The sequence below is a fragment of the Streptococcus sp. HMSC034B05 genome, from assembly GCF_001809055.1.
In the GTDB taxonomy this organism is placed as follows: domain Bacteria; phylum Bacillota; class Bacilli; order Lactobacillales; family Streptococcaceae; genus Streptococcus; species Streptococcus constellatus.
The window spans coordinates 1-26510 of sequence record NZ_KV795581.1; the positions used below are offsets into that span (position 1 = coordinate 1).

The 26510-nt window shown below is 38.5% G+C and carries 29 protein-coding genes, 1 tRNA gene and 3 pseudogenes; 31 read left to right on the forward strand and 2 right to left on the reverse strand.

Features of this window, described 5'->3' with window-relative positions:
• Positions 1 to 189 precede the first annotated feature (189 nt).
• On the reverse strand, positions 190 to 1098 hold the full coding sequence (locus HMPREF2542_RS00005; protein ID WP_049476927.1) for a LysR family transcriptional regulator: 909 nt from the start codon (positions 1096 to 1098) through the stop codon (positions 190 to 192).
• A gap of 190 nt (positions 1099 to 1288) precedes the next feature.
• On the opposite strand from HMPREF2542_RS00005, the gene HMPREF2542_RS00010 reads away from it, so the two are divergent.
• The 11 genes from HMPREF2542_RS00010 (at position 1289) to HMPREF2542_RS00060 (ending at position 9274) form a co-directional block, all read left to right on the forward strand.
• A complete protein-coding gene (locus HMPREF2542_RS00010) occupies positions 1289 to 2095 on the forward strand; it encodes a dihydroorotate dehydrogenase electron transfer subunit (RefSeq protein WP_058669484.1) in 807 nt (268 codons plus the stop codon).
• Positions 2096 to 2104: 9 nt separating this feature from the next.
• Complete coding sequence (locus tag HMPREF2542_RS00015) at positions 2105 to 3043, forward strand: dihydroorotate dehydrogenase (protein ID WP_070484069.1); 939 nt, start codon at positions 2105 to 2107, stop codon at positions 3041 to 3043.
• Positions 3044 to 3425: 382 nt separating this feature from the next.
• Positions 3426 to 4121 carry an orotidine-5'-phosphate decarboxylase gene (gene pyrF / locus HMPREF2542_RS00020; RefSeq protein WP_058669485.1) on the forward strand — a complete coding sequence of 232 codons (696 nt, stop codon included), beginning with the start codon at positions 3426 to 3428 and terminating at the stop codon, positions 4119 to 4121.
• On the forward strand, positions 4114 to 4440 hold the full coding sequence (locus HMPREF2542_RS00025) for an inorganic diphosphatase (RefSeq protein WP_037597116.1): 327 nt from the start codon (positions 4114 to 4116) through the stop codon (positions 4438 to 4440). Before pyrF ends, HMPREF2542_RS00025 begins: the two co-directional genes overlap by 8 nt.
• 10 nt (positions 4441 to 4450) lie before the next feature.
• Positions 4451 to 5083, forward strand: a complete 633-nt coding sequence (gene pyrE / locus HMPREF2542_RS00030) for an orotate phosphoribosyltransferase (protein WP_049480626.1) — start codon at positions 4451 to 4453, stop codon at positions 5081 to 5083.
• Positions 5084 to 5333: 250 nt separating this feature from the next.
• Positions 5334 to 6863: a glycosyltransferase family protein gene (locus HMPREF2542_RS00035; RefSeq protein WP_058669486.1), complete on the forward strand. Its 1530-nt coding sequence runs from the start codon at positions 5334 to 5336 to the stop codon at positions 6861 to 6863.
• A complete protein-coding gene (locus HMPREF2542_RS00040) occupies positions 6860 to 7075 on the forward strand; it encodes a YozE family protein (protein ID WP_003072551.1) in 216 nt (71 codons plus the stop codon). Before HMPREF2542_RS00035 ends, HMPREF2542_RS00040 begins: the two co-directional genes overlap by 4 nt.
• 75 nt (positions 7076 to 7150) lie before the next feature.
• Entirely contained in the window at positions 7151 to 8221 is a 1071-nt protein-coding gene (locus tag HMPREF2542_RS00045; RefSeq protein ID WP_058669487.1) for a PhoH family protein, read from the forward strand.
• Positions 8199 to 8438: a DUF3781 domain-containing protein gene (locus tag HMPREF2542_RS00050; protein WP_003072556.1), complete on the forward strand. Its 240-nt coding sequence runs from the start codon at positions 8199 to 8201 to the stop codon at positions 8436 to 8438. The genes HMPREF2542_RS00045 and HMPREF2542_RS00050 overlap by 23 nt, the downstream gene beginning before the upstream one ends.
• A 12-nt stretch (positions 8439 to 8450) precedes the next feature.
• A complete protein-coding gene (locus tag HMPREF2542_RS00055) occupies positions 8451 to 8951 on the forward strand; it encodes a GNAT family N-acetyltransferase (RefSeq protein WP_058669488.1) in 501 nt (166 codons plus the stop codon).
• A gap of 2 nt (positions 8952 to 8953) precedes the next feature.
• Complete coding sequence (locus HMPREF2542_RS00060) at positions 8954 to 9274, forward strand: TfoX/Sxy family protein (RefSeq protein ID WP_058669489.1); 321 nt, start codon at positions 8954 to 8956, stop codon at positions 9272 to 9274.
• Positions 9275 to 9490: 216 nt separating this feature from the next.
• On the opposite strand, the gene ald is transcribed toward HMPREF2542_RS00060, so the two are convergent.
• Positions 9491 to 10603 (reverse strand): alanine dehydrogenase, encoded by a 1113-nt coding sequence (gene ald / locus HMPREF2542_RS00065; protein ID WP_058669490.1) that lies wholly within the window; start codon positions 10601 to 10603, stop codon positions 9491 to 9493.
• A 131-nt stretch (positions 10604 to 10734) separates the two neighbouring features.
• Between ald and HMPREF2542_RS00070 the strand changes: the two genes are divergently transcribed.
• The 20 genes and pseudogenes from HMPREF2542_RS00070 to smpB all read left to right on the forward strand — a co-directional run bounded on the left by HMPREF2542_RS00070 (position 10735) and on the right by smpB (position 26479).
• On the forward strand, positions 10735 to 11304 hold the full coding sequence (locus tag HMPREF2542_RS00070) for a GNAT family N-acetyltransferase (RefSeq protein ID WP_058669491.1): 570 nt from the start codon (positions 10735 to 10737) through the stop codon (positions 11302 to 11304).
• 142 nt (positions 11305 to 11446) lie between these two features.
• Positions 11447 to 11519: transfer RNA gene (locus tag HMPREF2542_RS00075), tRNA-Thr, on the forward strand.
• Positions 11520 to 11560: 41 nt separating this feature from the next.
• Positions 11561 to 12276 (forward strand): annotated as a pseudogene (locus HMPREF2542_RS10015) (FAD-binding protein); the annotation flags it as partial.
• Between the two features lie 285 nt (positions 12277 to 12561).
• Entirely contained in the window at positions 12562 to 14292 is a 1731-nt protein-coding gene (locus HMPREF2542_RS00085; protein WP_058669492.1) for an ABC transporter ATP-binding protein, read from the forward strand.
• Complete coding sequence (locus HMPREF2542_RS00090; RefSeq protein WP_058669493.1) at positions 14289 to 16025, forward strand: ABC transporter ATP-binding protein; 1737 nt, start codon at positions 14289 to 14291, stop codon at positions 16023 to 16025. Before HMPREF2542_RS00085 ends, HMPREF2542_RS00090 begins: the two co-directional genes overlap by 4 nt.
• 118 nt (positions 16026 to 16143) lie before the next feature.
• Positions 16144 to 16641: an rRNA maturation RNase YbeY gene (gene ybeY, locus HMPREF2542_RS00095; protein WP_058669494.1), complete on the forward strand. Its 498-nt coding sequence runs from the start codon at positions 16144 to 16146 to the stop codon at positions 16639 to 16641.
• Positions 16622 to 17026: a diacylglycerol kinase family protein gene (locus tag HMPREF2542_RS00100; protein ID WP_058669495.1), complete on the forward strand. Its 405-nt coding sequence runs from the start codon at positions 16622 to 16624 to the stop codon at positions 17024 to 17026. Before ybeY ends, HMPREF2542_RS00100 begins: the two co-directional genes overlap by 20 nt.
• Positions 17027 to 17087: 61 nt before the next feature.
• A complete protein-coding gene (gene era / locus HMPREF2542_RS00105) occupies positions 17088 to 17987 on the forward strand; it encodes a GTPase Era (RefSeq protein WP_058669496.1) in 900 nt (299 codons plus the stop codon).
• Positions 17988 to 18035: 48 nt separating this feature from the next.
• Positions 18036 to 18410: a ComEC/Rec2 family competence protein gene (locus tag HMPREF2542_RS00110; RefSeq protein ID WP_058669497.1), complete on the forward strand. Its 375-nt coding sequence runs from the start codon at positions 18036 to 18038 to the stop codon at positions 18408 to 18410.
• 60 nt (positions 18411 to 18470) lie between these two features.
• Positions 18471 to 18947 carry an NUDIX hydrolase gene (locus HMPREF2542_RS00115; RefSeq protein ID WP_058669498.1) on the forward strand — a complete coding sequence of 159 codons (477 nt, stop codon included), beginning with the start codon at positions 18471 to 18473 and terminating at the stop codon, positions 18945 to 18947.
• Positions 18948 to 18975: 28 nt separating this feature from the next.
• Positions 18976 to 19530: pseudogene (locus HMPREF2542_RS00120) on the forward strand (GNAT family N-acetyltransferase).
• A gap of 50 nt (positions 19531 to 19580) precedes the next feature.
• On the forward strand, positions 19581 to 20105 hold the full coding sequence (locus HMPREF2542_RS00125; RefSeq protein ID WP_058669499.1) for a mycothiol transferase: 525 nt from the start codon (positions 19581 to 19583) through the stop codon (positions 20103 to 20105).
• Positions 20106 to 20116: 11 nt separating this feature from the next.
• A complete protein-coding gene (locus HMPREF2542_RS00130) occupies positions 20117 to 20560 on the forward strand; it encodes a GNAT family N-acetyltransferase (RefSeq protein ID WP_058670384.1) in 444 nt (147 codons plus the stop codon).
• 7 nt (positions 20561 to 20567) lie between these two features.
• Positions 20568 to 21392, forward strand: a complete 825-nt coding sequence (gene mutM, locus HMPREF2542_RS00135; protein WP_058669500.1) for a DNA-formamidopyrimidine glycosylase — start codon at positions 20568 to 20570, stop codon at positions 21390 to 21392.
• Between the two features lie 3 nt (positions 21393 to 21395).
• Positions 21396 to 21989, forward strand: a complete 594-nt coding sequence (coaE, locus tag HMPREF2542_RS00140) for a dephospho-CoA kinase (protein ID WP_003069231.1) — start codon at positions 21396 to 21398, stop codon at positions 21987 to 21989.
• Positions 21990 to 22005: 16 nt separating this feature from the next.
• Positions 22006 to 23211, forward strand: coding sequence for a multidrug efflux MFS transporter (locus tag HMPREF2542_RS00145; RefSeq protein ID WP_186822119.1), 1206 nt, complete (start codon positions 22006 to 22008; stop codon positions 23209 to 23211).
• On the forward strand, positions 23195 to 23344 hold the full coding sequence (rpmG, locus tag HMPREF2542_RS09385; protein ID WP_003024746.1) for a 50S ribosomal protein L33: 150 nt from the start codon (positions 23195 to 23197) through the stop codon (positions 23342 to 23344). Before HMPREF2542_RS00145 ends, rpmG begins: the two co-directional genes overlap by 17 nt.
• A 39-nt stretch (positions 23345 to 23383) precedes the next feature.
• A complete protein-coding gene (gene secG, locus HMPREF2542_RS00150; RefSeq protein ID WP_003024744.1) occupies positions 23384 to 23617 on the forward strand; it encodes a preprotein translocase subunit SecG in 234 nt (77 codons plus the stop codon).
• Between the two features lie 92 nt (positions 23618 to 23709).
• A pseudogene (gene rnr, locus HMPREF2542_RS00155) lies at positions 23710 to 25846 on the forward strand (ribonuclease R); the annotation flags it as partial.
• 165 nt (positions 25847 to 26011) lie between these two features.
• Positions 26012 to 26479, forward strand: coding sequence for an SsrA-binding protein SmpB (smpB, locus tag HMPREF2542_RS00160; RefSeq protein WP_006267184.1), 468 nt, complete (start codon positions 26012 to 26014; stop codon positions 26477 to 26479).
• Positions 26480 to 26510 lie beyond the last annotated feature (31 nt).

Below are 26510 nucleotides of genomic sequence, written 5' to 3' on the forward strand. Positions count from 1 at the left end.
TTTTGTAGCAAAGGGACTATTGTCCCAGACTCTTCAACGTTTTTTCCTGCTATTGCTATTTCACGATATAATAAAAACAAGTAAGCACAGGAGGAAATGGAATGAATTTTAAACAGCTATCTTATTTGGCTCTGTAATTTCTGTAGTGGGTAAAACTACTTTAGGAATTATGGAACCGATTTTGATAATTCACTTATCAAATTGAACTTCATTCAACAGATACTCAATGAATTTATCCCCCATTTTAGATAAGCTAGCTTTTTCATGTTTAATATAAACCAGCTCAATAGGGTCATCAATATCTAGTGGAATAGAAACAATATTGTCACCATTGAGATTACTATTTAGAATACCAGTTGCAATAGTGTAGCCATCAAGACCAATCAAAAGATTAAAAAGAGTTGCTCGGTCGCTGACGACGATGGACTTTTTATGGTGTTCTTGCGATAGGATTTCTTCTGAAAAGTAAAAGGAATTGTGGGTTCCTTGATCGTAGCTGAGGTAAGGAAAATCTTCCAAATCTGATAATTGGATCAGTTTCTTCTTTGCTAGAGGATTGCTCTTGCTAACAAAAATATGTGGCTGGGCAGTAAAGAGATGTGTGGCAAGCAAGTGATTATCATCTAGCATTTTAGAGAGGACATCGCGGTTGTAGCTGTTGAGAAACAGTACGCCAATCTCGCTGCGGAAATTTTTGACATCATCAATGATTTCCCAAGTTCGTGTTTCGCGCAAGAAAAGCTCATACTTTTCCATATCACTTTTTTTGAGCAGAGAAACGAAAGCATTGACTACAAAGGCGTAGTGTTGAGAAGAGACGCTGAAAAGCTCTCGATTGGCAACTGGATTTTTGTAACGTTCTTCTAATAACTGAGTCTGTTCTACCACTTGACGAGCATAGGAGAGAAATTCCATACCGTCTTTGGTCAGAGTAATACCTTTGGGATTGCGGATGAAAATCTCAATGCCCATTTCATTTTCCAAATCGCGCACCGCATTAGACAGACTAGGCTGGGTAATAAAGAGTTGCTTGGCAGCCTCGTTCATGCTGCCAGTCTCGACGATTTTAATAATATAGTGCAATTGTTGAATTCTCATAAACTTATTTTATCATATTGGAATTGACAAAACACATTTGAAGTTGTAAAATAGATTAAATTTAACCTTTAAGAAAGTCCAGCGAGGCTTCCAAGGTTTCGGGTGAAGGAAGAGTGAGAAAACCGACTCTTTATTTTCGTGAGGCCTTGTGTATATGCAAGGTCTTTTTTAATAAAGAAATGAGGTAGAAATGACAAGCAGCTCATGCGAGAAGAGACTCGGAAAAATCATGTTGGAAAAGATGACCATTGTGCACCAAGAGAAAATTGCTCCACGAATTTTTGCTATGGATTTACTAGGAGAAATGGTTGGCCAGATGCAGGTTGGACAATTTCTGCATATCCGAGTTCCAGATGATACAAAGCTTCTACGTCGTCCTATTTCGATTTCAGAGATTAACAGAGAACGGAAAATCTGTCGGATTATTTACAGGATAGAGGGAGCAGGTACAGAACTCTTCTCTCGGTTGGAAAAAGGTTTTCAGTTAGACGTCATGGGGCCTCAGGGAAATGGTTTTGATTTATCTGGTTTAGGTATTGCAGATACAGCTCTAATTATAGGAGGTGGGATTGGTGTTCCCCCCTTGCTACAAGTGGCAAAAGAATTATATAGCAAGGGAGTGAAGGTCACTTCAGTTCTTGGATTTGCAACAAAAGCAGTTGTCATTTTGGAAGAAGAAATGAAAAAATACAGTCGTGTCCTGATAACAACGGATGATGGTTCTTATGGTCGCAAAGGCTATGTTTCCTCCATTGTGAATGAGTTATCAGAAGATTTTACTGCGGTATATGCTTGTGGAGCTCCTGGTATGCTCAGATATGTGAATGAAACATTTTGCAGTCATCCGCGAGCTTACATTTCTATGGAATCACGAATGGCGTGTGGAATGGGGGCTTGTTATGCTTGTGTACTTCATGTTGCTGGCGAGGATCAAGCAGTCAATAAGCGGGTTTGTGAAGACGGTCCAGTTTTTGAGACTGGTACAATCGTGATGTAGGAGGTTGATATGTCTAACAGTCGTTTAGCAATTTCTCTTCCTGGTTTGGAATTGAAAAATCCAATTATTCCAGCTTCGGGGTGTTTTGGTTTTGGTCAGGAATATGCCAAATATTATGATCTCAATATACTTGGCTCCATAATGATTAAGGCGACCACGCAGTACCCTCGTTTTGGCAATCCGACGCCACGAGTGGCAGAAACACCAGCTGGTATGCTCAATGCTATTGGACTACAAAACCCTGGGGTAGATGTGGTGTTGACAGAAAAACTTCCTTGGCTGGCTCACCATTATCCTAGTCTTCCGATTATTGCTAATGTTGCGGGATTTTCTAACGAAGAATATGCTTTTGTTGCAGAAAAAATATCTAAAGCTCCAAACGTCAAGGCTATTGAACTTAATATTTCCTGCCCCAATGTTGATCATGGTAATGGGGGCTTGCTAATTGGTCAGGTGCCAGATTTAGCATATCAGGCTGCTAAGGCAGCGGTAGACGTGTCGGAAGTGCCAGTCTATGTAAAATTGACACCTAGTGTAGCAGATATTACACAAATAGCGAAAGCAGTTGAAGATGCAGGAGTTTCTGGTTTAACCATGATTAACACTTTAGTTGGAATGCGATTTGATTCAAAGAGCAGAAAGCCGATTATTGCAAACGGAACAGGTGGCATGTCGGGGCCGGCAATTTTTCCAGTTGCCCTGAAGTTAATTCGTCAGGTAGCACAATCTAGTAGTTTACCAATTATTGGTATGGGTGGAGTAAACTCAGCAGAAGCAGCCATTGAAATGTTTATCGCAGGAGCTTCAGCGATTGGTGTTGGGACAGCAAATTTTACAAACCCTTATGCGTGTCCTAATATTATTGAGGATCTACCTAAAGTCATGGATAAATACGGTATTGAAAGTTTGGAAAGCTTGCGAACAGAAATTAGAAAAAACTTGTTGTAGCCTCATTTTTTGCTTGACAATAGACGGAGTAAATTATAAAATAATTGAAATGGAACCTTTAAAGAAGTCCAGAGAGGCTACTAAGGCTGATACGGTTTAAAGCGGCAGTAAACTGTCAATTTTCGTGTAACCTTGCCTCAGGCAAGGTTTTTCTATAGCTCTTAAGAAGTTTGTACGAAGTGTGCTTAAAAGTTTCGGCGGGGATTTAAGACGATGGGTAAAGCTTTCGTTAGGAAGTGTCAGTAACTTTACTTCTATTGAAATTAAGTGGTCAGGATTAGCAAACGAAACCGTAGTACAGACAGTATTTCAAGTTATTAAGACCCTGTGTCCAAAGGTTAAAACGACAAACTGCCTATAAATTAAATAAGGAGATGAACCTATGCGTGAAGAACGTCCTATTATTGCTCTTGATTTTCCCTCTTTTGATGATGTTAAAACCTTTCTGGAACATTTTCCAAAAGATGAAAATCTTTATGTCAAAATTGGTATGGAATTTTTTTATGCTATTGGTCCAGAAATCGTTCACTATTTGAAAGGTTTGGAACACAGCATTTTCCTAGATTTGAAATTGCATGACATTCCCAATACGGTGCGCTCGGCTATGTCTGTTTTAGGAACTTTTGGAGTAGATATGGTCACTGTGCATGCAGCAGGTGGTGTCGAGATGATGCGGGAAGCTAAAAAAGTTTTGGGAGATAAAGCAAAATTAGTGGCTGTAACTCAGTTGACTTCTACTAGCGAAGCCGATATGCGAGACTGCCAAAATATCCAAACAACTGTTTCAGAATCGGTTGTCAATTATGCTTGCAAAGCTAAAGAGGCCGGCTTGGACGGAGTTGTGTGTTCAGCTCAGGAAGTTAAGCTGATTAAAGCGGCGACGTCAGAAGATTTTCTGTGCGTTACTCCAGGTATTCGACCAGCTGGTTCTGAAATTGGGGACCAAAAACGGGTCATGACACCGCAAGAAGCACATCAAATTGGTAGTGACTATATTGTGGTTGGACGTCCCATTACACGAGCTGCAGATCCAGTAGCTGCTTATCGCGCTATTAAGACGGAATGGATAGATGGCTAGAAAAGTATATCAAGCAATCATTGACAGACCCATCGGTTATCAAGATAGTTTTGGAAATCGTTATCCTATCAATTATGGTTATATTCCGAATTTGTTTGCTGAGGATGGTGAAGAGCAAGATGTTTACATTGTGTCGGAAAAGGTACGAGAACCGTTAGAATACTTTGAAGGAGAATTAGTTGCTGTTATTCATCGACAAGATGATGTTGAAGATAAATGGGTGTTAACTTTATCTAGCGAGATCGTCACTTTAGAAGACATAAAAGAAAAGACTTATTTTTTGGAACAATATTTTGATTCCACTATTGAATTATTATAAAGGAGAAATCATGACTTTAGCAAAAGATATTGCGCGTGACTTACTGAAAATTGAGGCTGTTTACTTGAAGCCGGAAGAGCCTTTCACTTGGGCTAGTGGCATCAAGTCTCCAATCTACACAGATAATCGTGTGACCTTGGCCTATCCAGAAACGCGGACTTTGATTGAAAATGGTTTTGTGGAGAAAATCAAAGCTGAATTTCCAGAAGTAGAAGTGATCGCTGGGACAGCAACAGCAGGTATCCCTCATGGTGCTATCATTGCTGACAAGATGACTTTACCATTTGCCTATATTCGTAGCAAACCAAAAGATCATGGTGCTGGAAATCAAATTGAAGGTCGAGTAAAAACAGGTCAGAAAATGGTCGTGATTGAGGATTTGATTTCAACTGGAGGGTCGGTTCTGGATGCGGTGTCTGCTGCTAAGCGTGAGGGGGCTGACGTCCTTGGAGTGGTAGCTATTTTTACTTATGAATTGCCTAGGGCAGAAAAGAATTTCTCAGATGCGGGTGTTCGATTGGTAACGTTATCGAACTACACTGAATTAATCAAGCTGGCAGAACAAGAAGGCTATGTTTCGGCAGAAGGCTTAGCTCTACTTGAGAAATTTAAACATGATCAAGAAAATTGGCAGGGATATTGATGAGGAAGTCCTTTCCCACGAAATGAGAGACTATTAACTTTTTCGTCCAATAAATTTGCAGCGAGATTTAATTTCTAAACTTATTTTTCTTCTTTTAACAATATTTGTTTATACACCACTCATGAGTTTTGGTATTTTAATTGACTTTTTTGTTCTGAGGATTCTGGGTCCAATTAGAGGTTAAGCAGCAATCTGATGATTGTTGTTTTTTTAAATAGAGAAACAAATTAGATTTTGATATAATGGTCCTATGCTAAAAATGTACTCTTTTTTCTTTGGAATCTTGCAAAAAATCATGTTCATTATGGGCTTGCATTGGTTTTTTACTGCTATTATTCATCTAGGGACAATTTCTAGTCTTGCTTTGATTGGAGCAGTCATACTAGTATTTCTAGCTTATCGTTATCTAGAAAATTTAAAAAAATGCTACCACTACATGATGAGACACAAAGTTGCTATTATGATAGCAGTGATTGTATTTCAGTTGGCAATGCTTTTGTCTGCTCAGTTGCTGATTCGGCGAGATGCAGCAGTTGTTTTCAATGGTGCTTTCAAGTACTCAAAAGAGACTTCTATTTCCAGTTATTTGACACGCAATCCTAATAACTTGTTTCTCTTTTTGTATGAGCGCTTTTTTTATAATATCTTTGGAAGCTCAGCTTTATGGATTTTGCAGGGATTAAATATATTTTATGCCGATATAACGGCACTCATTTTGTACAAGGGAATGAAAAAATATGTGAGTGAGTCTGCTGCTGATGTGACATTTAGTTTGTATGTCTTGCTAGTTGGCTTTTCACCTTATTTTTATTCGATGTACACGGATATATGGCCTCTTCCGCTCATTGCTTTACAAATATTCTTACTTTTTGATTTACTTGGGCTTCGATGGCAGGATAAGAGGGTACTCTTCATAAAGACAATCAGATTAGGTTTGATAAGTGGGCTTGCAGTGCTGATACGACCAACTGTGTTGATTGTTATTATGGCAGGTTTTATTTTGCTGTTGTTCAAAAAGGAATGGAAGAAATTTATCCTCATCTTTTTCACCTTTCTTCTATCGTTTGGCGTAACTTCTATCGGCGGAAACTATCTGAAAGCGACGCAAACAGAAGTGACATTGATACAAGAGAAAGGATTGTCTAAAAGTCCTCTGCTCTTTATTGACTTAGGGTTGACTTTTATTGGACACGATCAAGAAGACATGAAAGAGGGCTTGCTTCAATACATTGATGTGGATCAGAGAGAACAGTATAATAATGGAATGTTTAAGCAAGAAAATGTAAAAAAAGAAATCAAACGACGCTTAAAAGAATATTCGTTTTTGGGATTTCTCAATCATCTTTACTATAAGCATTCATTAACTGTTTCAGAAGGAACTTTAGGTTGGTTATATCGAGATGTGGAATATGAAAAAACGCCTTATATCTCCCCTCTTTATCCTTATACAAAAAAGAATCTTGTGGCACAGTTTATCAGAACTTATTTTTTGAGTGTGGATAAGAGTGAGTATCGCTATTATGAGATTGTGAAGCAAGTTGTTTGGATTGTGATGAGTGTAGGGATTATTTTTGCCTTATGGAAATATCATGCAGATGATAAATTGAATGGTATCAGTCTTGCAGTTTTTGGAGGTTTGTTGTTTTTGCTAATTTTTGAAGGTGGAAAGACGCGGTATTTGATACAATTTTTACCCCAAATCATCATGTTATCTGCATTAGGTTTGACTGAATATTTACCAGATTGGTTAAAAAGCAAGAAAGGAGAAAAGATAGAATGAGAAAATCATTTTATACTTGGTTGATGACAGAGCGCAATCCCAAAAGTACAGCGCCGAAGGCAATACTAGCCGATTTAGTTTTTCATGAATCAACTTTTCCTAAGCATACGGATGATTTTGATGAAATTAGCCGCTATTTAGAAGAGCATGCTGATTTTTCCTTTAATCTTAGTGATTTTGATGCGATCTGGGAAGAATATCAAGCGCATTAGTTCGGGAAAAAGATAGAATTTTCCGAATTACTTTGCTATAATAAAGTAAATAATGTGAAGAAAGAGGTTCTTTGTTTGCAAGAACATTCAGTAGAAATCATCCTACAGCATCCAGATGATACATTTCATCTTTTTGGTTCTAATGAACGTCATTTGCGTTTAATGGAACAGGAGTTGCGGGTGACGATTCATGCGCGGACAGAAATTGTCCAGATTATTGGTGAGGAGATGGCCTGTGAAGAAGCCCGTCAGGTTATTCAGGCTCTGCTAGTCTTAGTTAACCGTGGAATGACGATTGGAACACCAGATGTAGTGACAGCTATTACAATGGTCAAAAATGGTGAAATTGATAAGTTTGTGGCTCTATATGAAGAAGAGATTATTAAAGATTCTTATGGTAAACCCATTCGAGTTAAGACTTTAGGGCAGAAAATTTATGTTGATAGCATTAAGAACCATGATGTTGTCTTTGGGATTGGACCAGCAGGAACAGGTAAGACTTTTCTTGCTGTGACTTTGGCTGTGACAGCGCTGAAGCGAGGGCAGGTCAAACGGATTATATTGACCCGACCGGCGGTTGAAGCTGGTGAGAGTCTAGGATTTTTACCGGGGGATCTAAAAGAAAAAGTAGACCCTTATCTACGACCGGTTTACGATGCATTGTATCAGATTTTAGGCAAGGATCAAACAACGCGCCTTATGGAGCGAGAAATCATAGAGATAGCCCCCTTGGCTTACATGCGTGGACGAACATTAGATGACGCTTTTGTCATCTTAGATGAAGCGCAAAATACGACTATTATGCAGATGAAGATGTTTCTGACACGACTTGGTTTTAATTCTAAGATGATTGTCAATGGGGACATTAGCCAGATTGACTTGCCGAAGAATAGTAAATCAGGTCTCATTGATGCGACAGAGAAATTGAAACATATCAAGCAGATTGATTTTGTTTATTTATCTGCAAAAGATGTTGTCCGCCATCCTGTGGTAGCTGAAATTATCAAGGCTTATGAACATTCTACTGAAGTGACACATAGTCATTTTTCTAAAGAAGAACATTCAAGTTTGGCTAGTTCCGAAATCGTTGGCGACCCAATCAAGGAGAAGGAATCAGAAGATAATGAAGGAAATTCTCTTAGCTAATCTAGACAAGTTGCACACGACTGATTTTGGGAAAGTCCGTCTGCAAAAGAATCTGCTTTTGAGAGAGGAAAATCCAGTTTTATGGGCTAAGGGTTTTATCCAAAGATCTGAGACAAAGATTAGTCATAAAGAAAAGAACTTCTATGTGTCTGATAATTATATTGTGTTGGCCATCAATACATCGTCCTATACCATCATTATAGGACACAAAGAGTAGGGATTTTAAAAGATGATTGAACAACTATCTAGGCATTACAGCTGTAGGATACTAGCAGAAAAGGATGTTCCAAGTATTTTATCTTTATATGAAAGCAATCCTCTGTATTTTCAGCATTGTCCACCAGCTCCAAATTTGGAAAGTGTAAAAGAAGACATGGCTCGTCTGCCTGAAGGCAAGGCTAAGGTTGATAAATTTTATGTTGGCTTTTGGGATAGCTCTAACCTTGTAGCTGTTATGGATTTTGTCTATGCCTATCCTGATGAGGAGACAGTTTTTATTGGTCTATTTATGGTTGATCGGATCTATCAAGGGAAAGGTATTGGCAGCCAGATTGTGACAGAAGCGCTAACCTATTTTGCTAAAAACTTTCGAAAAGCACGTTTGGCTTATGTCAAGGGGAATCCGCAATCTCAGCATTTTTGGAAAAAGCAGGGCTTCAAACCCATTGGAAGTGAGGTCAAGCAAGAACTCTATACGGTTGTTATCGTTGAACAGAGCTTAAGAGGTTAGAAATGGCATCAAGTAAAAACTATTTGGAATTTGTTTTGGAGCAATTATCAGGATTAGATGATGTGACTTACCGTTCTATGATGGGAGAGTATATTCTTTACTTCCGTGGTAAGATTATTGGTGGTATTTATGATAATCGCTTTTTAGTTAAGCCAGTTCAAGCAGTCTTAGATAAGATTGCCCAACCCTCGTATGAGTTTCCATACGAAGGCGCCAAAGAAATGATTTTAGTGGAAGACCCTGAAAATAAGGTGTTTCTAGAAGATTTAATTTTAGCCATGTATGATCAATTGCCGCTACCTAAACCTAAAAAGAAAAAATAAATGGAATGAAGCAAAGAGGTGGATTTGAAAGCTCTTTTCTTATAGTTATACGACTTAAAATGATAAGTAAAAAAGAGTCTGGGACAATAGCGTCTCAGACTCAAATTATTTTTATAATAAATGAGCAGTGTAGTAGGTGATTGTTCAAAAAAACTGCTTAAAAGGTGGTGTATAGGACCTGCGAAGCAAGTTGGCATATCCTTTTATTTTCAAAATTTATACTAAATCATTGATATCGGTGTAGTCACGATTAAGCCCTTCTGCGACGGGTCGGCTAGTGAGATAACCTTTATAAGTAGTCACTCCTTGTTGTAGCCCCAAATCATCTGCTATAGCTTGTTCAAAACCTTTGTCAGCCAAAGCTTCAATGTAAGGAAGTGTTACATTTGTTAAAGCAAGAGTTGATGTGCGAGCAACAGCACCAGGTATGTTGGCAACGGCATAGTGAAGTACACCATGTTTTTCATAGACAGGTTCATCGTGAGTAGTTACACGATCAGCAGTTTCAACGACTCCACCTTGGTCAACGGCTACATCCACAATAACAGATCCAGGTCGCATTTTACTGACCATTTCATCAGTAACAAGCTTGGGAGCTTTGGCACCAGGGATTAACACCGCTCCAATCACTACATCGGCCTCTTTGACACTTTCAGCAATATTGAAAGAATTAGACATAAGGGTCTGAATTTGATGACCAAAAAGATTTTCTAGTTCGGATAGGCGTTTAGCGCTGATATCTAGAATAGTGACTTGAGACCCTAAGCCGAGAGCGATTCGAGCGGCATGGGTTCCGACCACACCACCTCCGATGATAGTGACTTTTCCTTTTGGAACACCTGGAACACCACCCAGTAATACACCAGAACCACCTTCTTGTTTGGTTAGAAAGTGAGCACCAATCTGTACAGCCATACGTCCTGCCACTTCACTCATAGGCACAAGTAAGGGGAGATTCCCCTCTTGGTCACGAACGGTTTCGTAAGCAATTCCTATTGTCTTGCTAATCGTCATAGCATCAGCTAATTCAGGCGCAGTAGCCATATGCAAGTAAGTGAAGAGCAGGAGATCATCACGTAAGAAGCTGTATTCAGTAACTAAGGGTTCTTTTACTTTGACAACTAGATCAGCTGCCCAAGCTTCCGCTGCAGTTGCAACAATTGTCGCTCCCTGTGCCTCATAGTCAGCGTCTATAAATCCAGAACCAAGCCCAGCTTTAGTTTCAACTAAAACCTGATGACCTTTTTGGACGATACTGTGAACACCAGCTGGCGTTAAAGCAACACGATTTTCATTGTTTTTAATTTCTTTTGGGATACCAATTAACATAGATTTCCTCCTTTTTTGGGATGTTTTTATTGTATATGAAAACGCTTTAAAAATCAAGATGAAATCAGAAAATATTGATTTAAGTGAATATTTGTGTTATGCTATGAGACAAAAAAGGAGGTTCATTCAAGATGGAAAGTATTTATCTAAAACTAGTTGAAAACCGAGTTGTAGAAACAAAGCGCTTACTTTTGAGACCTGTGACATTAGATGATGCTGAAGATATGTTTGAATATTCCTCTGATGAAGAAAATACTCGCTATACTTTTTTACCTAACAAAGACTTGGAAGAAACTAAAAATGTTATTGCTCGTTTATTTATTGGTCGACCGCTTGGAAATTGGGGAATTGAGTTAAAAGAAAATGAAAAACTGATTGGCAGCATTGACCTACACAAGCTAGATCCGGTCCTCAAAAAGGCGGCTATCGGCTATGTGATTCATAAGAATTACTGGAATCAGGGCTTGGCAACGGAAGCTTTGAAAGAAATAATCCAGCTGGCTTTTGAAAGTTTGGATATGAATATGTTGGTTGCTCTCCATGATGTAGAAAATCCAGCTTCAGGACGGGTTATGGAAAAGGCTGGTATGAAGTTTTCCCATATTGACCCATACGCAGCACTCGATGAGCACGAGGAAGGCCGAATTTCTCAAAGAGCTTATTATCGTTTGACAAAGAAAGATTATTTTGAAAAATACTGATGTGAATGTGAGATTTATAGGAAATTTTAATGGTGACTAGGTTCTTTTCTGGAACCTTCTAGCAAAATTTTTTTCTTTTAATGAAAACATTTTTCAAATCTATTGACAAGTACCTCTCTGCATGATATAGTAGATAGGGACTGCTGATTTAGCTCAGTTGGCAGAGCGCATCCATGGTAAGGATGAGGTCGCCGGTTCGATCCCGGCAATTAGCATGAAGAACAGGAAAAAGCCCAATTTTAATGGGCTTTTTTGCATTGGTGACGATATTAAGATATCAAATTCACCAGCTATTATGGGTGATGGTATTCTCTTAGGTCAAAGCGTTGGTACAGACCTAGTCGGTTTGGACTTCTATCAAATAATGCTGGTATCTGACCCGATTACAGGCGCCTCCGGCTAACTTCATCATGGTCAATACTTAAGGAAAACGTTTTGTAGATGAGTACGGTAGTCGGGATAAATGAGTTCAGGCAGCAATTGACAATGGTGGTTTTTTCTATCTGATTGTAGACGATAATATGAAAGAAACAGCTTATAATACAGTCAAGAAAAGATTGATGCACAGGTAGCACATGGAATGATTTACCGATCAGATAGTTTGGAAGAGTTGGCTTAACAGCTACAAATGGATCCACAGGTCTTTACCAAGACGATCACAGCTTATAATATTTATGTTGATGTAGGCTATGGTCCCGAATTTGAAAAAAGAGCTTTCGACCTCAAGGTTGAAAAGTCACCATTTTATGCCACTCCTTGAAAACCAGTCGTTCACCATACTATGAGCGGTCTTAAGATTGATACGAAAACGTATGTTATCAATAAGCAAGGACAAGTTATCCGAAGTTTCTACGCAGCTTGAAAGTAGCTGGCGAATTGCATGTTGGAAACCGTTTGGGTGGTAATTTCCTTACTGATATTTTTACTTTTGGACGTATTGCAGCCGAAATTGCTATTACAAAGAATTGTTAATCTTGATTTTAAGGCAGAAAATTCATTCAGTTTTGGGAGGATTTTTTGTAAATATTCTTGACAAGCATTTCTTTTAATGTTAAAGTATTAACTAATTAAAAGTAGAAAGGAGAATGTATCATGAATAATGTAAAACAAAACAGTACTCAGGTATATCATACGACAGAACTCCTTTCTAGCACAGCACTGTAATTTATTTTTGATGAAAAAATAAATAAAAACAAGTAAGCTCAGGACAGGTTTATTCTGTCTTGAGCTTTTTTGTGTGTTTAGGAAAGGATTAGGATGATTAAAAGTTTATTTGGATATATAAAAGAGCATAAATGGTTATATTTGTCCATTGCTCTGGTTTTACTATTGTATGATTTTACAATGTTGATTCCAACACAGGTAATTCAGCGTTTAGTAGATCATCTTTCGCATCATAGTTTGACACAGCAGAATTTAATTAGAGATGTTAGTTTGTTGGCTCTGGTGACGATTTGTAACTATCTTTCAGCTTACTATTGGCATTTAAAGATATTTCAATCGTCCATTGATTATAAATTTCTCATTCAAAGAAGAGCTTTTGAAAAATTGGTAGCTATGAGAATGCCTTTCTATGAAAAATTTCGTTCTGGTGATATTCTAACGCGTTTTTCAACAGATGTTGAAGGAATGATGGAGATGGCTGGTTATGGAATTGTAATTCTCTTATATGCTGGAGGTATGATTGTCTTTGTCATTCCGACCATGTTTTTTATCTCATGGGAAATTAGCTTACTGGCTATGATTCCGCTTATGACATTGATGATCTGGATTTATTTTCTTGGTAAAAAACAAGATAAACTAGTCGAAAATAATCGTGAAGCAGTGGCATCTTTGAATGATGAGGTGCTGGAAACAATAGAGGGAGTCCGAGTTGCGCGTGCTTATAGCAAGAAGACAACTCAGAAAGAACAGTTCCAATTGCGCACAAAAGCTTTATCTAAGGTTGGTGATCAAATTGCCAGCATTCAATATCTTTACGCGCCTCTCTCCTCTGTCTTTATCGCTTTATCAACGATTATTGTACTTCTTATTGGGGCTATTTTTATAAAAATGGGACAGTTAACAATTGGGCAAGTGATCGCTCTTCAATTGTATATGATTAGCCTTATTGAACCTTTTTGGATGTTGTCGGACTTTATCTTGGTTTATCAAACAGGGAAAACGTCTTTTAAAAAGGTCACAGAATTGATTGAAACGACAGATGATATGAAAATGAGTGGCAAAGAGGAGTTAAAACATCTTATCTCTATTCGTTTTCAGAATTATCATTTCACTTATCCACAAACAAAAAGACCTAGCTTGCGTAACATAGCTTGGCAAATTGAAGCAGGAAAGACGTATGGTATTGTTGGAAAAACAGGATCTGGTAAAACAACCTTAGTTCGTCAGCTTCTTCAGCAATATCCTGTTGGACGAGGTACATTTCAGATAAATGGAAAATCCGTCAGTCACTATTCACGTCCATCGATTGAAGCAATGATTGGCTATGTCCCTCAGGAGCATATTTTGTTCTCAAAATCTGTCAAAGACAATATTGCCTTTGGTAAGAGAAATGCGACATTAAGCGATATTGAGAAAGCTATTAAAACAGCAGCATTTTCAGAAGATTTAAAACGAATGCCAGACGGACTGGAAACTCTTATTGGTGAGAGAGGAGTGTCAATATCTGGCGGTCAAAAACAAAGAATTTCTTTAGCACGCGCCTTTATTAGACAACCAGAAGTCCTCATTTTGGATGATTCTTTGTCAGCAGTTGACGCTCAAACAGAGCGTCGAATTATCAAAAATCTTCAGGATATGCGAGCTAATCAGACAACGATCATTGTGACACACCGTTTGTCAGCTATCCAGCAGGCAGACTGGGTTCTTGTCTTAGAAGATGGACAAATTGTTGAAGAAGGGACACCGAACCAGTTGCTAAATAAAGGAGGCTGGTATGCCGAACAATATCAGCGGCAGCAACATCAGAAAGGAGGGAGCAAATGAGTATCATTAGTCGTTTATTAAAAGAACTAAGAGTTGTTCGAACTGCATTCTTTTTTGCGGTTGGAATTGCTGTTTTAGCAACGGTGACTAGCCAACTGTCTCCTCTCTGTTTGAGAAATATGATAGACGGACCGCTTACACAGATTGGAAGCGGAAAAGATCGTCAGGTTCAGCTTTTGCAATTAGCTGGATTATACATAATTGTTGTAGTTTTGGGGAGCATACTGACTTACTTAGGTGATCGCCTTTTAGCGCATTGTGGAAACAAAGTAGCAGAACATCTGAGGAATGAAGCTTATCAGGTTATGCAAAATTTGCCGATTTCTTACTTTGATGATAAACCAGCAGGTAAGATTGCAACCAGAATTGTAAATGATACGGAAACCTTACGAAGACAATTTTATGCTAGTTTGGTTAGTGTTTTGATTCAAGTTCTTCGGATTGTTTTTACCTACGCTCTATTGTTTTACCTTAGTCCACTTGCTGCCTCGGTACTTTTGCTATTGCTTCCTGCTTTTTATGGGATACAAGTATTTTATAAAAAACTAACGGACAAGCCGATGAAAGACTTTTATGATTCACGGAGTGATATCAATAATCAAGTGAATGAATTGATGCATGGAGCCAGCTTGATACAGTTATATCATCAGGAAAAAACAGTTCTTTCAGAATTTAATGCAACTGCTCGAAAAATGAGCCAAGCTGATAAACAAATTGTATGGGTGAGTGCTCTTTCGTCTTGGCCATTAACGGAATTTTTAAAAAATACAGTGCTTGCTGTCATTTTGACGATAGTTGGCCAGCAATTTTTAGGCGGTCGCAATGTCATTACCGCTGGTGTACTGTTTATCTATCTCAATTATATTATCAATTTATTTGAGATGATGGGTTTTCTGGTTCGGCTTTTCCCAAATGTACAACGATCATTGGAAACAGGAAAACGAGTTTTAGAATTGTTAGATCAACCTCAGGAAGAGGATGTAAAATCACAGTTGGCAGTTGTTAAAGGACAAGTTACATTTGAACATGTGAGCTTTGCATATGAGAAAGGCAAGACAGTTCTGCACAATATTAGTTTTAAAGCAAAGAAAGGAGAGACGGTTGCTTTGGTAGGACATACCGGCTCTGGAAAATCTTCTATCATGAACCTACTTTATCGTTTCTACGATCCTCAAAAAGGGAAAATCTATGTTGATCAACAAGATATTCAACAATATTCTCGTGAAAGTCTTCGTAGTCACATGGGGATTGTTTTGCAAGATCCTTATCTATTCACAGGAACACTAGCAACTAATGTAGCTATGAGCCATTCAGGTATCAATCGTGAAAAAGTTTTGGAATCTTTAGAAAAAGTCGGTGCAGGGGACTTGCTGGCTCGTTGTAAAGAAGGAATTGATGAGCCTGTAAAGGATAAAGGGGCAGCATTTTCGAGTGGTGAACGTCAACTGATTTCATTTGCTCGAGCTCTCTATGCTAATCCTCAAATTTTAATATTGGATGAAGCAACTTCTCATATTGATACAGAAACCGAAGAACTGATTCAAAAAGCAATGGCTGTTGTAAAGGAAGGGAGAACAACTTTTATCATTGCTCATCGTTTATCAACCATTCAAGAGGCAGATCAAATCCTGGTTATTTCTGAGGGAAAGATTGTAGAGCGAGGGCAACATGACACATTGGTAAAACAAAATGGAATCTATGCTCAAATGAGCCGTCTCCAGCAACAAGTATAAGTTTTGAAAGAAAAAATGTGCAATAAAGAGCAGAACTAAATAGTAAATGATTTATAAATCAGCCATCCCTAATTGAAATATGGTATAATGAAAATGATACTAATAAAGTGGGTGCATGATGTATATTGAAATCATAGATGAAACAAATCAAGTTTCGGAAAAAATGATAAAGCAAACGCAGGAAATTTTGCAGTTTGCTGCGAAGAAGATTGGGAAAGAAAATAAGGAAATGGCTGTAACGTTTGTCACAAATGAGCGTAGTCATGAGCTGAATTTAGAATATCGAGATACGGACCGTCCGACAGATGTTATTAGTTTGGAGTACAAGCCTGAGTTGGACATTGCCATTGATGAGGAGGACTTATTAAAAAATCCTGAGTTGGCGGAAATGTTAGAGGACTTTGATGCTTATATCGGAGAACTTTTTATTTCCATAGATAAGGCGCGCGAGCAAGCAAAAGAGTATGGTCACAGTTTTGAGCGAGAGATGGGGTTTCTTGCAGTGCATGGTTTTTTGCATATCAATGGATACGATCACTATACGCCAGAAGAAGAGGCGGAAATGTTTGGTTTACAGGAAGAAATTTTGACTGCTTATGGACTTACAAGACAATAAAAAAAACAAGCGCAAATGGAAGAATCGGGATGTCATTTCGAGTTTAGAATTTGCTCTGACAGGGATTTTTACGGCAATCAAAGAAGAACGTAATATGCGTAATCATGCCGTTTCAGCAGTTGTAGTGGTGCTTGCAGGCTTCCTTTTTCAGGTATCTGCGATAGAATGGCTTTTCCTTTTTTTGAGCATTTTTTTGGTTATCGCTTTTGAGATTATAAATTCGGCTATTGAAAATGTGGTGGATTTAGCTAGTGATTATCACTTCTCCATACGAGCTAAAAATGCCAAGGATATGGCAGCTGGTGCAGTTTTAGTAGTTTCTGGATTTGCAGTTGTGACAGGTTTGGTTATTTTCATTCCTAAAATTTGGAATTTGATTTTTTAAAGATTTGGAAATCGGGGGAGACTGCCGATTTTCTGTTATTTAGTGAAATAGAGGTGAAATAATGACTTTTAAATCTGGTTTTGTAGCCATTTTAGGACGTCCTAATGTTGGGAAGTCAACTTTTCTGAATTATGTCATGGGACAAAAGATTGCTATTATGAGTGATAAGGCTCAGACAACTCGTAACAAGATTATGGGGATTTATACGACAGACATGGAGCAAATTGTCTTTATTGATACGCCGGGAATTCATAAGCCTAAAACAGCGCTCGGTGATTTTATGGTAGAGTCTGCTTATTCAACGTTACGGGAGGTAGAGACAGTCCTGTTTATGGTTCCTGCTGATGAAAAGCGTGGTAGGGGTGATGATATGATTATGGAACGGCTCAAGGCAGCAAAAATTCCTGTCATTCTCGTTATCAATAAAATTGACAAAGTACACCCAGACCAGCTGCTGGAGCAGATTGATGATTTTCGGACACAAATGGAATTTAAGGAAATTGTGCCCATTTCTGCCCTGCAAGGCAATAATGTCCCTCGTCTGATGGAATTGCTGAAAGAAAACTTGGAAGAAGGCTTTCAATACTTTCCAGAGGATCAAATTACCGATCACCCGGAACGCTTTTTGGTTTCTGAGATGATTCGAGAGAAAATTTTGAAATTAACAGAGCAAGAAGTACCGCATTCAGTGGCGGTAGTTATTGAATCTATGAAACGTGAGGAGGAGACGGACAAGGTACATATTCGTGCCACCATCATGGTGGAGCGTGATAGTCAAAAGGGGATTATCATTGGCAAGCAAGGTGCTATGCTAAAGAAGATTGGTAAAATGGCACGCCGTGACATTGAAATCATGCTAGGCGACAAAGTCTATCTCGAAACTTGGGTTAAAGTCAAGAAAAACTGGCGGGACAAGAAATTGGATTTGGCAGATTTTGGCTATAATGAGAAGGAGTATTGAGGACGACTTTTAGGGACAGAGAATCTAACGTAGGAGAGGGAGAAGAAAATGGTTTATTCAATTTGGTTTACTACTTTAGATAAGGAAATAAAGGACGGCTTGCTTTGTAATCGTTATAAAGAGGATGAAGTAAGGTCTATCTACCATCAGTACTTAGAATTGAAAGAGCAACGGTACAAGGGATTCAAGACAGCTGGCGTGACATTAGTAGTTGTTCTTGTCTTAATGCCGTTGCTGGCGATATTTAGTGGTAGAGCAAATTTAATTTTCCTCATAGTACAATTATTCTTGGTGCCAATATTCGCTTTATTGTGTCTTGGTCTGGCTTATTATTTTATGTTTGGGATGTTTAGCCAACAATTGAGGAAAGCTATGAAAGTCCATTATGCTCATATTATAGAAGAAATGGATTATCAGAAATAGACAAAGCAATCAGAAAATAGAGTTGGTGGACTTTGGGTGGAAAGAGAAGGAGTATTAAACATGACTCAAGATTACATTTCCTATATCCGATCAAAAGTTGGGCATGACAAGGTTATTCTGACTTTTGCTGGGGGCATTTTGACGGATAAGGATGGATGCGTACTTTTGCAATTACGCGGTGATAAGAAAACATGGGCAATTCCAGGTGGTGCAATGGAGCTTGGGGAGTCCACGCTTGATACCGCTAAGCGTGAGTTTTTTGAAGAAACGGGAATTAAAGTACAAGCAACACGTTTTCTCAATGTTTATAGCAATTTTGAGGAAGTCTATCCTAATGGTGATAAGGTGCAGACGGTTGTCTTCATCTATGAGCTGGCGGCTGTTTCACCAGTAAATATTTCTGATTTTCACAATGAAGAAACCTTGCGTCTGGGTTTCTTTTCTAAGGAAGAAATTGAGAAGCTGGATTCTGTAAGTGATAAACACCGTTTGATGTTAGCGGAATATTTTGCAGACAGCTTTGCTCTGGGGCATTGAATAAAGAATAATGACGAGGTAAGATTTTATGAAACATATCGGAACACAAAGATTGTTAACAGAACGGTTGCTGCTTCGCCCTTTTGTAGCTAAAGATTACCTTGCCATGTATCGTAACTGGGCCTCTGAACCAGACAATCTTCGTCATATAACTTGGTCTACTCATGAGAATACTGACGTTACCAAACAATCAGTGGCTCAGTGGGTTTAACAATATCAAGATCTGGATTTTTATAAATGGGCGATTTGTCTGAAAGAAAATTCTGATGAAGTGATTGGCGATATTAGTGTGGTGGACATAGATGAAGATATTAATGCTTGCGAAGTTGGTTATGTCCTGAGTAAAAGATATTGGGGACGAGGTTTGATGACTGAGGCACTCCAAGAGGTGCTTTCTTATCTTTTGAAAGAAGCAGACTTTAATTGTGTCACAGCAGACTTTGTTACTAACAATCCTGCTTCAGGACGTGTTATGGCCAAGGCTGGAATGATATACGAGGCAACCTTTCGTAAAGCAGTATTTCATAAAGGGAAGATCAAGGATTTTTCCTCTTATGGAATTTTAAAATCAGATTTGCAGTGATAATAGATGTATTTTAGTGTTTGATACAGTTTAATAAAGGAGGCAGGACAATGGAATTTGTAGAACTTTTAGTGGAAAATGTAGAACGAGCTCAGGAGCGTTTTTTGTCTGTATTGGAAGGTTTGTCTTTAGAAGAGGTGAACGCTTTTCCACTTGTAGATACTGCTCCATCTATTAAGTCTATCACTTGGCTGACTTGGCATACGGCACGGGAGTTGGATTTCCAGATTGCTGATTTAGCAAAGACTAATCCAGTCTGGTTTTCTAAAGGTTGGAAGAAAAAATTTGCTTTGGATTTACCAGATGATACGGAAGATTGGCATCACACTCCTCAAGAAGCGCATAAAGTTGTGGTGACAGATATTGATTTTCTTAAAGGTTATCTGTCTGATGCGGTTGCGGCAACAATTGCTTATTTATCAAAGGTAAATGAAGATAGTCTGGATGATGTTGTCGATGAGAATTGGATTCCAGTTGTTAAACGTGGAAATCGTTTAGTATCTATCATTGACGATGCGGCTATGCATTCAGGTCAGACAGTATACGCACGCCGTTTACTAGGAAGAGAAGATTGAAAGAAATAATCATGATAGGAGAAATCCGAGAGGTAGAAAAATCTCAGCTAGCTGATTGGGCTTACTTTGCTCATTTAGCTTGGAAGACAGAGAAAAAGAAATTATTAGTAGCATTTTCTGAAGGAAAATTTCCTAATGAATTTTTGTACTACATAGAAGGAGAAGCCGTTGCTTGGGTCAGCTTATCTATGCGTTCGGAGTATGTGGAAGGATCGGAGCAACTTCCTGTCGCATATATTGAAGGCATAGCGGTAGTACCTGTTTTTCAAAGACATGGTATCGCTACTCAGCTTCTTGACTTTGCTCAGTCGTGGGCGACAGAAAAAGGAGTGTCTCAGCTAGCTTCAGATTGTGATATAGACAATGCAGTCAGTCAAGCTTTCCATAAGAAGGCAGGATTTAAAGAAATAAGTCGAACAGTCCATTACACGTTAAATTTGGATAAGAAAGGATAAAAATTTCATGCCTGAATTACCAGAAGTAGAAACGGTACGCCGTGGTTTGGAGCGGCTGGTTAAAGGAAAAGAGATTGAAAAGGTAGATGTCCGTTATACCAAGATGATTGGGACAGGGGTAGATACTTTTGTCTTAGATTTACCGAGACAAAGTATTGATGCTGTTGAGCGTCGGGGCAAATATCTGATTTTTTATTTGACAAATTGGGTGCTGATTTCGCATTTGCGCATGGAAGGAAAGTATCTTTTCTACCCTGAAGAGGCCCAATTGACTAAGCATTCTCATGTAATTTTTCATTTCACAGATGGCAGCAACCTCGTTTATCAGGATGTTCGGAAATTTGGTACAATGGAATTGTTGAAAAAAGAACAGCTGGATAGCTATTTTCTCTCTAAAAAGTTAGGACCAGAACCAACCGAATTAGACTTTCATTTACTATCATTTGCAACAGCTCTGAGAAAGTCTAAGAAACCGATTAAACCTTACCTATTGGATCAAACCTTAGTAGCGGGTCTTGGTAATATCTATGTGGATGAGGTTTTATGGCGGGTACAGATTCACCCAGCAAGAGCAGCCCAAAGCCTGAATAGAGCAGAAATGAAGCATCTGCGAGAACAAATTATTGCGGTCTTGCAGTTAGGAATTGAAAAGGGAGGCTCGACCATTCGCACTTATCGCAATGCTTTAGGAGAAGACGGCACAATGCAAGATTTCTTGCAAGTCTATGGAAAAACAGGGCAACCTTGCACTAGATGTGGTCATGAAATTGAAAAAATCAAACTAGCTGGTCGCGGAACTCACCTTTGTCCACATTGTCAAAAAATGAGGTAGGACATGGCAAAAATAATTGGAATTACAGGCGGAATTGCCTCTGGAAAATCAGTTGTAACAGACTTCCTGCGCTCTCAAGGTTATCAAGTGATTGATGCGGATCAGGTAGTTCATGAATTGCAGAAACCGGGAGGTCGACTTTATCAAGTTCTGTTGTCAGAATTTGGAACAGAAATTTTATTGGCAGACGGTCAATTGGATCGAAAAAAGCTAGGAGCTCTTCTCTTTAGTCGTCCCAATTTACTAGAGAAGTCCAGTCGCTTGCAAAATGATATTATTCGAGAAGAATTAGCTTTAAAACGTAATCAATTGGCAGCAACAGAAGAGCTTTTCTTTATGGATATCCCACTCTTATTTGAGCAGGAGTATGAAGATTGGTTTGATCAAATCTGGCTAGTAGATGTGAGCAAAGATACTCAATTAGAACGTTTGATGGCTCGAAATAATCTTAGTCAAGAAGAGGCTCAAAGACGCATAGCAGCTCAGCTTTCTTTGGAAGAAAAAAGACAAAGAGCTGAGATTGTGATTGACAATAATGGTGCGCTTTTGGCTACTTTAAAGCAGGTGCAGGCATTTTTAGACAAAGAAAGAAGATGATTTTATTAAGAATCAAGTGAATTGGAAACGGAATTTATGGATTGCTTGGCTGGGAAACTTTCTTGTAGGTTCTAGTATGTCACTAGTTGTTCCATTTATGTCTTTGTATGTGGAAGAATTAGGCGCTAGAGGCTCTATGGTTGAATTTTATTCAGGTTTAGCGGTTTCGAGTACAGCTTTGACAGCCGCACTTTTATCACCTGTCTGGGGGAGTTTAGCTGATAAATATGGTCGCAAACCAATGATGATTCGGGCAGCTTTTGCAATGACTTTTACGATGGGAGGCTTGGCTTTTGTGCCGAATGTATTTTGGCTCATTGTTTTGAGACTTTTAAATGGTGTGTTTTCTGGTTATGTACCTAATAGTACTGCTTTAATAGCTAGCCAAGCACCCAAAAAACATTCTGGATATGCTTTGGGAACATTGTCAACAGGTGTAGTAGCGGGAACTCTGATGGGACCTCTTTTGGGAGGTGTAATTGCACAAAGTTTAGGGATGAGAAATGTTTTTCTTTTGGTGGGATTTTTCTTATTTCTTGTTACTGTGTGGACCATTTTTGGGATAAAAGAAGATTTTCATCCCGTCTCTAAGGAAAAAGAAGTTTCGACCAAGCAACTATTTCAACGAATTCCTCAAAAATCAATCCTTTTTGGCTTATTTATTACTAGCATGGTGATTCAAATGATTGGGCAGTCCATTTCCCCTATTCTGACGCTTTATATCCGTTCTTTAGGACAAAAAGAAAATTTGTTATTGGTATCTGGTGCAATCGTTTCGGCAATGGGCGTTTCAAGCATATTTTCATCTAGTTGGTTGGGAAAATTAGGGGATAAAATAGGAAACCACCGTTTGCTCTTGCTGGCTCTCTTGTATAGTTTTGTTATTTATATTTTTTGTGCTAGAGCTGAAACACCACTTGAATTGGGAATTTATCGCTTTCTATTTGGATTGGGCACTGGAGCTCTTCTGCCTGGAGTTAGCTCTCTCCTCAATAAAATCACACCAAAAGAAGGTATTTCACGGATTTTCAGTTACAATCAAACTTTCTTTTATATCGGTGGTGTTATTGGGCCGTTAATGGGGTCAGCTATTTCTGTTCATTTTGGCTATCATTGGGTTTTCTATAGCACAGCAGGTTTAGCGTTATTGAACTTCTTCTTTTTATTGTTTAGTTTTAGAAAATATTTAGGAGTAAAGGAAATCAGTGCGAGTAAAAATTAATTTAAAGTGTTCTTCTTGTGGCAGTCAGAATTATTTAACAAGTAAAAATATGAAAACACATCCAGAAAAGGTTGAGGTATTAAAATACTGTCCCAAAGAAAGAAAAGTGACCTTACATCTTGAATCAAAATAAGTTTTATGGTAAAATGAATGAGATTTTAAGGAGTTTGATATGTATAATTTATTATTAACCATTTTATTGATTTTATCAGTATTTATTTTAATCGCAATTTTTATGCAACCTACAAAAAATCAATCAAGTAATGTATTTGACGCAAGTGCAGGAGATTTGTTTGAACGACCAAAAGCAAGAGGCTTTGAAGCAGTTATGCAGCGTTTGACAGGAGTGATGGTTTTCTTTTGGTTGTTGATTGCACTAATGCTGACAATCTTATCTAGTAAATAAAATGGGCTCTGACTTTGTCTTTGCCTATTTTTTCTGTATTAGGTGAGGAAAAAGTAACTTAAAGTTTAGAGAATATAAGAAAAAAGGAAAGAATGAAAGAAGAAATTTTAAACTATTTAAGAGAAAAGAAAGAAGCTAGTATGGATGAGCTGGCACAAAGATTAGGAAAAGAAAAAGCAAAAGACTTTAGAAATTTAGTTCAGACGATTTCTGAAATGGAGCGAAAACGTCAATTGACCTTTAGCAATGCTGGGAAAATCCAACTTCGTAAAGAAAAGCAGATGCTTACTTTGAAAGGGACCTTTCACGCCCATAAAAATGGCTTTGGCTTTGTTACCTTAAATGAAGAAGAGGATGATCTTTTTATTGGTCGCAATGATGTCAACTATGCGATTGATGGCGATACGGTAGAAGTTGCAATCACTAAGGTTGCAGATCGCAGCAAGGGAACGTCTGCTGAAGCGAAGGTTATTGATGTTTTGGAACACAGCTTAAAAACAGCAGTGGGTCAGCTCATCTTGGATGAAGAAAAGCCTAAGTATGCTGGTTATATTCGGTCAAAAAATCAGAAAATATCTCAACCTATTTATATCAAGAAACCAGCTTTGGTTTTGGATGGGACAGAAATTTTAAAAGTAGAGATTGATAAGTACCCGACTAAAAAACATGATTTTTTTGTAGCTACTATTTTGGATGTAGTGGGTCACAAGGATGATCCGGGTATTGATGTTCTGGAAGTTTTGGAGTCCATGGACATTGTGTCTGAGTTTCCAGAGAGAGTTTTGAAAGAAGCGTCAGCAATTCCGGATATGCCATCTAAAAAGGATTTTGAAGGTCGTTTAGATCTGCGTAATGAAATTACCTTTACTATTGATGGGGCGGATGCTAAAGATTTGGACGATGCAGTTCATATCAAGAAACTATCAAATGGACATTTTGAACTGGGAGTTCATATTGCAGATGTTTCTTACTATGTTCAAGAAGGTTCTGAATTGGACAAGGAAGCGCTCAATCGAGCAACATCTGTTTATGTGACGGATCGAGTAGTACCTATGCTGCCTGAGCGTCTGTCAAATGGCATCTGTTCACTCAATCCTAATGTAGATCGGCTGACGCAATCAGCCATCATGGAGATTGATCAAAAAGGGCGAGTTGTTAAGCATACTGTTACTCAAACAGTCATTAAAACTACTTTTCGTATGACCTATAGCGATGTGAATGACATGATTGCGGGAGACGAGAAAAAACGAGCAGCTTTTAAAGCGATTGTGCCAAGTATAGAGCAAATGGTAGAGCTTCATGCTATCTTAGAAACGATGCGTTTCAAGCGAGGAGCCCTTAATTTTGATACGAAAGAGGCTAAAATTTTGGTCAATAAGGCTGGACGTCCAGTAGATATTATTTTACGTCAGCGTGGCCTTGCGGAGCGTATGATTGAGTCTTTTATGTTGGTCGCAAATGAAACGGTGGCAGAGCATTTTGCTAAACTAAAGCTGCCCTTTATCTATCGGATTCACGAAGAACCTAAAGCTGAAAAAGTACAGAAGTTTATTGACTTTGCTTCTACCTTTGGAGTTCGAGTATATGGAACGGCTAATTCTATAAGTCAATCTGCTCTTCAAGATATTATGAAAGCGGTGCATGGTCAGCCCTATGAAGAAGTGCTATCTATGATGCTTTTGCGCTCCATGCAGCAGGCTCGTTACTCAGAGCATAACTACGGTCATTATGGTTTGGCAGCCGAGTTTTACACTCACTTCACCAGTCCAATCCGCCGTTATCCAGACCTTTTGGTTCATCGCATGGTGCGCGATTACGGGCGTTCTAAGGAAATAGCAGAGCATTTTGAGCAAGTCATTCCAGATATCGCTAGTCAGTCTTCCAGCAGGGAACGGCGAGCTATTGAAGCGGAGCGAGAAGTAGAAGCTATGAAAAAGGCTGAGTTTATGGAAGAATTTGTGGGAGAAGAATTTGATGGTATTGTGTCGAGTGTAGTCAAATTCGGTCTATTTGTCGAACTTTCAAACACAGTTGAAGGTTTGATTCATGTAGCTAACTTGCCAGAGTTTTTCCACTATAATGAACGTAATCTAACTTTGCAGGGTGAAAAATCCAGTGTTGTTTTTCGAGTCGGTCAACAGATTCGCATTAAGTTAGTTCGATCGGATAAGGCGACTGGTGAGATTGACTTTGAATACCTACCTAGTGAATATGATGTAATTGAAAAGAAAAAGCACTCCAAGTTCAGGCAAGACGGACGTCAACAGTCTTATCGCGGTGACGGAGAGCGAAAGAGCAAATCTTCAAAAGGAATCATTTCTAGGGATAAGAAATCAAAGAAAAGCAAAGGGAAGAAACCATTTTATAAAGAAATGACTAAGAAAGGAAGTAAGAATGGCAAAAGGAGAGGGAAAGGTCGTCGCTCAAAATAAGAAAGCACGTCACGACTATATTATTGTTGATACGATTGAAGCGGGCATGGTTTTAACTGGAACTGAAATTAAAAGCGTACGCGCTGCACGAATTAACCTAAAAGATGGCTTTGCTCAAATCAAAAATGGAGAAGTCTGGCTCAGTAATGTCCATATAGCTCCTTATGAAGAAGGAAATATTTGGAATCAAGATCCTGAACGTAGGAGAAAATTGCTGTTGCATAGAAAGCAAATTAAAAAATTAGAGCAGGAAACCAAAGGAACTGGGATGACTTTAGTTCCTCTCAAAGTTTATCTTAAAGATGGTTATGCTAAGTTGCTTTTAGGATTGGCTAAAGGGAAACATGACTATGATAAGCGCGAATCTATTAAACGTCGTGAGCAAAATAGAGATATTGCTCGGACTATGAAGACTTATAATATACGATAATATCCATTATATTACTCTCATTTTTTAATAG

Coding starts and splice junctions, on each gene's coding strand:
- HMPREF2542_RS00005 (WP_049476927.1), bottom strand. CDS start 1,098: ATGAGAATTCAACAATTGCACTATATTATTAAAATCGTCGAGACTGGC.
- HMPREF2542_RS00010 (WP_058669484.1), top strand. CDS start 1,289: ATGACAAGCAGCTCATGCGAGAAGAGACTCGGAAAAATCATGTTGGAA.
- HMPREF2542_RS00015 (WP_070484069.1), top strand. CDS start 2,105: ATGTCTAACAGTCGTTTAGCAATTTCTCTTCCTGGTTTGGAATTGAAA.
- pyrF (WP_058669485.1), top strand. CDS start 3,426: ATGCGTGAAGAACGTCCTATTATTGCTCTTGATTTTCCCTCTTTTGAT.
- HMPREF2542_RS00025 (WP_037597116.1), top strand. CDS start 4,114: ATGGCTAGAAAAGTATATCAAGCAATCATTGACAGACCCATCGGTTAT.
- pyrE (WP_049480626.1), top strand. CDS start 4,451: ATGACTTTAGCAAAAGATATTGCGCGTGACTTACTGAAAATTGAGGCT.
- HMPREF2542_RS00035 (WP_058669486.1), top strand. CDS start 5,334: ATGCTAAAAATGTACTCTTTTTTCTTTGGAATCTTGCAAAAAATCATG.
- HMPREF2542_RS00040 (WP_003072551.1), top strand. CDS start 6,860: ATGAGAAAATCATTTTATACTTGGTTGATGACAGAGCGCAATCCCAAA.
- HMPREF2542_RS00050 (WP_003072556.1), top strand. CDS start 8,199: ATGAAGGAAATTCTCTTAGCTAATCTAGACAAGTTGCACACGACTGAT.
- HMPREF2542_RS00055 (WP_058669488.1), top strand. CDS start 8,451: ATGATTGAACAACTATCTAGGCATTACAGCTGTAGGATACTAGCAGAA.
- HMPREF2542_RS00060 (WP_058669489.1), top strand. CDS start 8,954: ATGGCATCAAGTAAAAACTATTTGGAATTTGTTTTGGAGCAATTATCA.
- ald (WP_058669490.1), bottom strand. CDS start 10,603: ATGTTAATTGGTATCCCAAAAGAAATTAAAAACAATGAAAATCGTGTT.
- HMPREF2542_RS00070 (WP_058669491.1), top strand. CDS start 10,735: ATGGAAAGTATTTATCTAAAACTAGTTGAAAACCGAGTTGTAGAAACA.
- HMPREF2542_RS00085 (WP_058669492.1), top strand. CDS start 12,562: ATGATTAAAAGTTTATTTGGATATATAAAAGAGCATAAATGGTTATAT.
- HMPREF2542_RS00090 (WP_058669493.1), top strand. CDS start 14,289: ATGAGTATCATTAGTCGTTTATTAAAAGAACTAAGAGTTGTTCGAACT.
- ybeY (WP_058669494.1), top strand. CDS start 16,144: ATGTATATTGAAATCATAGATGAAACAAATCAAGTTTCGGAAAAAATG.
- HMPREF2542_RS00100 (WP_058669495.1), top strand. CDS start 16,622: ATGGACTTACAAGACAATAAAAAAAACAAGCGCAAATGGAAGAATCGG.
- era (WP_058669496.1), top strand. CDS start 17,088: ATGACTTTTAAATCTGGTTTTGTAGCCATTTTAGGACGTCCTAATGTT.
- HMPREF2542_RS00110 (WP_058669497.1), top strand. CDS start 18,036: ATGGTTTATTCAATTTGGTTTACTACTTTAGATAAGGAAATAAAGGAC.
- HMPREF2542_RS00115 (WP_058669498.1), top strand. CDS start 18,471: ATGACTCAAGATTACATTTCCTATATCCGATCAAAAGTTGGGCATGAC.
- HMPREF2542_RS00125 (WP_058669499.1), top strand. CDS start 19,581: ATGGAATTTGTAGAACTTTTAGTGGAAAATGTAGAACGAGCTCAGGAG.
- HMPREF2542_RS00130 (WP_058670384.1), top strand. CDS start 20,117: ATGATAGGAGAAATCCGAGAGGTAGAAAAATCTCAGCTAGCTGATTGG.
- mutM (WP_058669500.1), top strand. CDS start 20,568: ATGCCTGAATTACCAGAAGTAGAAACGGTACGCCGTGGTTTGGAGCGG.
- coaE (WP_003069231.1), top strand. CDS start 21,396: ATGGCAAAAATAATTGGAATTACAGGCGGAATTGCCTCTGGAAAATCA.
- secG (WP_003024744.1), top strand. CDS start 23,384: ATGTATAATTTATTATTAACCATTTTATTGATTTTATCAGTATTTATT.
- smpB (WP_006267184.1), top strand. CDS start 26,012: ATGGCAAAAGGAGAGGGAAAGGTCGTCGCTCAAAATAAGAAAGCACGT.